Annotated in this window: 5 protein-coding genes and 1 pseudogene; 2 read left to right on the top strand and 4 right to left on the bottom strand. The window is 72.3% G+C overall.

Annotation, left to right across the window (positions count from 1 at the left end; translation table 11 throughout):
• A pseudogene (locus GT354_RS17645) lies at positions 1-316 on the bottom strand (ABC transporter ATP-binding protein); the annotation flags it as partial.
• Positions 313-2,133 carry an ABC transporter ATP-binding protein gene (locus GT354_RS17640; RefSeq protein ID WP_161357263.1) on the bottom strand — a complete coding sequence of 607 codons (1,821 nt, stop codon included), beginning with the start codon at positions 2,131-2,133 and terminating at the stop codon, positions 313-315. The gene GT354_RS17640 and the pseudogene GT354_RS17645, both read right to left, overlap by 4 nt.
• 299 nt (positions 2,134-2,432) lie before the next feature.
• On the opposite strand from GT354_RS17640, the gene GT354_RS17635 reads away from it, so the two are divergent.
• A complete protein-coding gene (locus GT354_RS17635; protein WP_161357262.1) occupies positions 2,433-3,032 on the top strand; it encodes a hypothetical protein in 600 nt (199 codons plus the stop codon).
• A gap of 336 nt (positions 3,033-3,368) precedes the next feature.
• Here GT354_RS17635 and GT354_RS17630 read toward each other — a convergent pair whose 3' ends face one another.
• Positions 3,369-3,923: a DUF1990 domain-containing protein gene (locus GT354_RS17630; RefSeq protein WP_161357261.1), complete on the bottom strand. Its 555-nt coding sequence runs from the start codon at positions 3,921-3,923 to the stop codon at positions 3,369-3,371.
• 131 nt (positions 3,924-4,054) lie between these two features.
• Between GT354_RS17630 and GT354_RS17625 the strand changes: the two genes are divergently transcribed.
• The gene (locus tag GT354_RS17625; protein WP_161357260.1) at positions 4,055-4,384 is read left to right on the top strand and encodes a hypothetical protein; all 330 of its coding nucleotides are present in this window, start codon (positions 4,055-4,057) and stop codon (positions 4,382-4,384) included.
• 75 nt (positions 4,385-4,459) lie between these two features.
• On the opposite strand, the gene GT354_RS17620 is transcribed toward GT354_RS17625, so the two are convergent.
• The gene (locus GT354_RS17620; RefSeq protein WP_161357259.1) at positions 4,460-5,227 is read right to left on the bottom strand and encodes a rhomboid-like protein; all 768 of its coding nucleotides are present in this window, start codon (positions 5,225-5,227) and stop codon (positions 4,460-4,462) included.
• Between the last annotated feature and the right edge of the window lie 217 nt (positions 5,228-5,444).

Raw genomic sequence — 5,444 nt, 5'->3', positions numbered from 1 at the left:
GCCGCGCGATGTGGTCGCCCAGGCGTTGGAAGAGGGTACGGGCCAGCGCCACGGCGGTGCGGTAGGCGGTCAGTTGGGTGCGGTAGCGCACCACGCCGTAGGCCAGGGTGAGCCCGGCGAGCACGATCAGCCACCGGCCGGCGGCGGCGTTGTCGCCGTCGAACAGGGCGGTGAGCACCGGGACCAGGACGGTGAAGGCCAGGCCCTGGAGCACCGATTCGACGACGAGCCCGGTCAGGATGGGGCGCAGTGCGTCGCGTTCGGCGCCTTCGGGGTGCAGGGGGTCGTTCACGACCGCGCGCAGTTGCCGGATCATCGCGTACTCCTGAGGTCGAGGCCGGGCGTGCTCTCGGGGTCGGGGCCCGGTACGAGATCCGGCGCGGAGACGGCCAGGTGCTCTTGGGTGCGCCACATCGCGGCGTAGCGGCCGTCGGCTGCGAGCAGGTCGTTGTGGCGGCCGCGTTCGACGATGCGCCCGGCATCGAGGACGCAGATCTCGTCGGCCTCGGTGATCGTGCGCAGGCGGTGTGCGACCACGAGTACGGTTCTGCCGCAGGCCAGTTCGGCGAGGGCGTCCTGGATGGCGGCCTCGGATTCGGGGTCGGCGAACGCGGTGGCCTCGTCCATCACCAGGATCGGCGTGTCGGCCAGGAGCATGCGCGCGATGGCGACGCGTTGTCCCTCGCCGCCGGACAACAGCGCGTCCTCGCCGACGATCGAGTCGTAGCCGCGCGGCAGTCGGGTCAGGCAATCGTCGATCTGCGCGGACCGCGCGGCGGCACGTATCTCGTCGTCGGCGGCATCGGGACGGCCGAGGCGGATGTTGTCGCGGATCGAGGTGCGCAGCAGGGACGTCTCCTGGAACACGAAGCCGACGTGTCGGTACAGCTCGGGGCCGGCCAGGTCGCGGATGTCGATGCCGTCGAGGGTGATGCGACCGGTGCCCGGGTCCCAGAAGCGGGGCAACAGGCGGGCGATGGTCGACTTTCCCGATCCCGAGGCGCCGACGAGCGCGGTGAGCCGTCCGGGTTCGAGGACGAGGTCGATGCCGTGCAGGACGTCGCGGTCGGCGCGGTAGCCGAAGGACACGTTCTCGTAGCGCACGACGGGACGTTGCGGCTCGGCCGCGGGAGCGGGGGCGGTGGCCGGGGCGGTCAGTGTCTCGGTCTGCAACAGCGCGTGCACGCGGCCGGCGGCCTGGCGCGCGGTCATCAGGTCCTGTTGCGCGTAGGAGAGCGTCAGGAACGGCGCCCCGACGGCCAGGCCCAGCAGCGCGAACGGCAGGACGTCGACCGCCTCCAGGTGATCGCCCGCCACCAGCGCGGTGCCGCCGGCGAGCACGACGAGCAGCGTGGTGACCGGGGACAGCAACAGGTCGCTCACGGCCGACTTGCGCAGCATGCCGCGCGCGAAGGACCAGAAGAAGTCGATGAACGCCGTGGCCTCGCGCTGGAATCGCGCGTGTGCCCGGCCGGTCTGGCCGAACGTCTTGACCACCGCGATGCCTTGGGCGAATTCGACGGAGGATCCGTTCACCCGGGTCAGCGCGCGGTCGTATTCGGCCAGGTGGCCCGCGTGGGAGCGCATCGCCCCGGCGTACAGGACCAGGCCGACGACACTGGGCAGCAACGTCGCGATGGTGAGCAACCAGTCGACGCGGGCGAGGTAGGCCAGGCAGGTCAGCGGGACGACCACGGACGCGGTGAGATTGAGGTAGCCGTGCCCGACCAGGTGGTGCATCGCCTCGACATCGTCGTCGAGGGCCTTCTTCACCTCGCCCGCGCGACGCTCGGTGAACCAGCCCAGCGGCGCCCGGCCGAGTCGGGCGGCGAGCGAACGGCGCACGCCGAGTTGGAAGTCCTCGTCGGCGAAGTGGGTCAACGCGGTCGCGGCGAACACGAAGGCCAACCGCACCAGGAGCGATCCGGCCCCGATCCAGGCGATCGTCCACGCGCGATCGCTGTCGTGCGGGTCGTCGGCGAGGGCGCGCCCGAGTTCGGCGACCGCGACGAAGGGGACCACGCCGGCGACGGAGGCAATCGCCTGGAGCACGCAGGCGATCACCAGCGTGCCTCGGATGGGGCGCAGCAGTTCGGCCAACGCTTGGCGGTCGGTCGAGGCCGGGGCGCTCATCCCGCGCCCCCGGGTATGTCGCGCGGACGTCGCGTCGGCTGCGGCGTGGACCGCGGTGGCTGCTGACGGATCACCACTCCACCCCTCTCGTTTTTAGGTTAGGCACACCTTACGCGTACGTAGTACGCCTCGCAACGACCGAGAGGCGGCGCCCAGCCGTCCGCACGGCACCGAAGAAGGGCCGGGTCGGGTGGGGATGTGAAGCGATTACAGGGGCCGCGCGCCTCGGGAGGCGCCGGAGATGTCGGTGGCGTCGGGAATGCTTGCCGGCTCGTGTCCCCGACGCAGGGAGTTCCCGAATGTCGATCCGAGTCGCGAGCCGTCGCCGCGCGGCGGCCTCGTTGACCGCCGCCTTCCCGGGCGCGGAGATCATCGACGTGACCTCCAAGGCAGCGCAACCATGGGTGCGGCTCAGCCCGTTCTACCCGCACGGCGGCATCCCGGTTCCCGACGGCGACGGCAGGACCGGCCAATCGGTCGAGGGCATCTGGCAGGCCCTCAAGGTCTTCCGCGACTGTGACGTCGATGCCGCGAAGCTCGACATCACCACGATGAAGGGGCTCAAGCGCACGGTGCGTCGACACGGCCCGGTCCAAGGCCACCGCGTCGGCCTGCACGGCGACGGACTCCTGTCCTACGAGGCGGCCCGTCGCCGGATCTACCTGCCAGCCTACCGGTGGGTCCTCGAACACCGCGTCGCCGACCTGGTCGAGCGCCTGCGTGCCAAGGAGGACGTCGTCCTGCTGGACTACACCACCAACGGCGACGTCACCGACCCGACGACGCCGCTCTCCCACGCCGCGCTCGTCCGACTGCACGTGGAAGGCACCTGGCCCGCAGAGAACGAGACGGCTGCCACCGAGACGGCCGGCACTCCCCCGCGACGACTCCCCAACTGAGGGACGGACCGGTCCCGTTGCGACCGCCGGGCCGTCACCACGTCACCACGTCAGCGGCAATGCCATCGGCCCTCGGATCAAAGGCCGGTTCTGCCGGCGCACTTGGTCGGGAGCCACCGCCAGGGCAAGCCCGGAAGCCGACGCGCCGGCGTCGACACGAGAACCTCCGACTCCATCCGGGCCGACAGCGGCGCCAGGTGTACTCATCGAACATGCGCATCGATGTGACCGCCGGCCCCGACCCCCGTCACCCTTGCCACCCGGTCCGTCGGACCTCGGGCAGGGGCCGGGCACGTCGGCGAACCGGGCGAACGGGCGGGCTCGTTCGCCGGGAACCTACGACTGCGCGGCAGCGGAGCGGCCGGGGTCGCCCGGCGGTCGTTCGGCCAAGGATCGGGCCGCGGCGAGGTACCGGGTCGTCATCCGGCGCTGGACGGCGCGGGCGACCGGACCGCCCAGGCGCGACCACCACGTACCCGGCCGACTGAAGGCCCGGACGGTGAACCACACCGCCCCGTCCGCGTCGCGCTCGACCGTGAACGCCTCCTCGCCCGAAACGGGGTGCCCGCGCAGCGTGCCGTAGGCGAAGCCGGCCCGATTCGGCCGGTCGTACACGCCGACCACGCGGCAGGGCGCGGGGACCCGGAGCGGTCCCAGCCGCGTCACCGACGTGACCTCGGCCCCCTCGACGGCGCGTTCGACCTCGGCCCGCACGTCCAGACCCGCCCCGCGCAACACTTGCCAGCGCAGTACGCCGTCGGCGACCCGCCGGAACACCTCGTCCCCGTCCCCGACTCGCACCCGGCGCTCGACGTGGTGGTATCCGGAGGGCATCGGCACGGCCGCGTCCAGCGTCGCGCCGACCTCGGTGTAGGTCAGGGGTTCAGGCATGTACGGCATTGTCCCCCCTGCCCGTCTCCGACCGCCGCACGACTCGCGTGGCCGACCGGCGCCGGCCACACGGCGCAAAGTGTGGGTGGCGCGGCGTCGACGCCATCGGCCGGCTTCGACAGGCTCGGAGCATGACCACGCAACGCGTCGCACCCGAACGGAAAGGGCTGCCGGATCCCGTCGGCGGACCCGACGGATCCGAGCCGAGGAGAGCCGCGCAAAACACCGCCCCGTGCGCACCGCCCGGGCCCACCGAACCACCCACCGAGCAGCCCACCGAGACGCCCACCGTCATGCCACCACAGGCAGCGAAACCCGGGCGGGCCGCCCGACTGGCGCGGCGCTTTCGCGGCGGCCGACGACCGCAGGCCGAGCCCGCGCGTTCGCACGACGACCCGGACCACAGCAGCGAACTGCCGCCGACGGTGGTCGCGTTGCTCCGCTGGGGGCCACCCATCTGACGGCGGGAGGTCGCCGCGCGGGAAGTGGCCGTCGACGCACGCCGCTGCCGGTCGCGCCGGCGTACGTCGCACGGATCAGCGCCCGTTCGACGATCCGCCCGGCTCCTCCCGGATCCCCGACGCCCCCGCCGCGACACCGCCGGGCCGCGCATCCTCCACCGTCCCGGTCGCTCTCGCCCACGCGCGCGCTCGGCGCCACCGATCGCCCGGATCCCACAGCGGTCGCCCACGCGTCAACCGGTGGCAGGACAGCCCGATCGCCACCGCAGTGAGATGCCCGGTGGAGGTGAAGTCCCAGTGGGCACACATCGGCAGGCCCAGGTACAGGCCCACCAACGGCAGGTACAGCCATCGCCACGGCCGGGCGATCCCGTGGAACAGCAACCCCGCCACCGCCATGTATCCGTAACTGGGCCCGACGTCCACCACGAAACGCGCGCTCTCCGGCAGGGCTCCGGTGCCGATCCGCCACGCGACCGTCGCCTGACTGACGCACGTGGCGCCCACGTGCCCGAGCACCGCGACCGCCAACCACCGCCACGTACCCAACCACCGCTCGGCGACCGCGCACAGCACGGTGAACAGCAGCGTGAACTTGACCAGATGCCACCCGTCCGACCACCCCGCACTGGCCACCAACACCCGCAGCGGCGCGGCGTGCAGGTTGTGCAGGTTCGTACTGCGCCGCCGAAGGAAGTCGACCCGCTCGTCGGTGGTCAGGCGCACGTACAGGTCGCTCGTCGTCACGTAGACGACCGACAACCACAGGTACGTACCGGGTGCCGAGACCACCCATGCGCACGTGCCGCGAAAGGCCCGAAGGGCCGGCTGCAGGGTGGGCACGAGCAGCGAACCTCCGAGCGGTCGGCCGGTGGTCGCGGCGCCGCGACCACGAAGGGCACCCGACCGAAGTAGCGGCCACCCTAACCCGATTCTCGCCCGAGGACGGGTCGGCGCGGTCGACCCGCCGCGAGCCGTTGCCGCCCGTCCTCACCGTTCCCGGCGCGCGGCGAGGACCCGGGGCAGGACGTAGCCGGCTGCGCCCGCGGCCAGGACCGCG

Origin of the sequence: Streptomyces sp. SID3343 (assembly GCF_009865215.1) — a bacterium.
Taxonomy (GTDB): domain Bacteria; phylum Actinomycetota; class Actinomycetes; order Streptomycetales; family Streptomycetaceae; genus Embleya.
The sequence above is the reverse complement of the archived record's forward strand: the minus strand, read 5'-3'. Positions and strand labels throughout refer to the sequence as shown.

What these genes read in the sequence shown, in the direction of transcription:
- GT354_RS17625 (WP_161357260.1), top strand. Translation starts at nt 4,055, where the DNA reads ATGACCACGCAACGCGTCGCACCCGAACGGAAAGGGCTGCCGGATCCC.
- GT354_RS17630 (WP_161357261.1), bottom strand. Translation starts at nt 3,923, where the DNA reads ATGCCTGAACCCCTGACCTACACCGAGGTCGGCGCGACGCTGGACGCG.
- GT354_RS17640 (WP_161357263.1), bottom strand. Translation starts at nt 2,133, where the DNA reads ATGAGCGCCCCGGCCTCGACCGACCGCCAAGCGTTGGCCGAACTGCTG.
- GT354_RS17635 (WP_161357262.1), top strand. Translation starts at nt 2,433, where the DNA reads ATGTCGATCCGAGTCGCGAGCCGTCGCCGCGCGGCGGCCTCGTTGACC.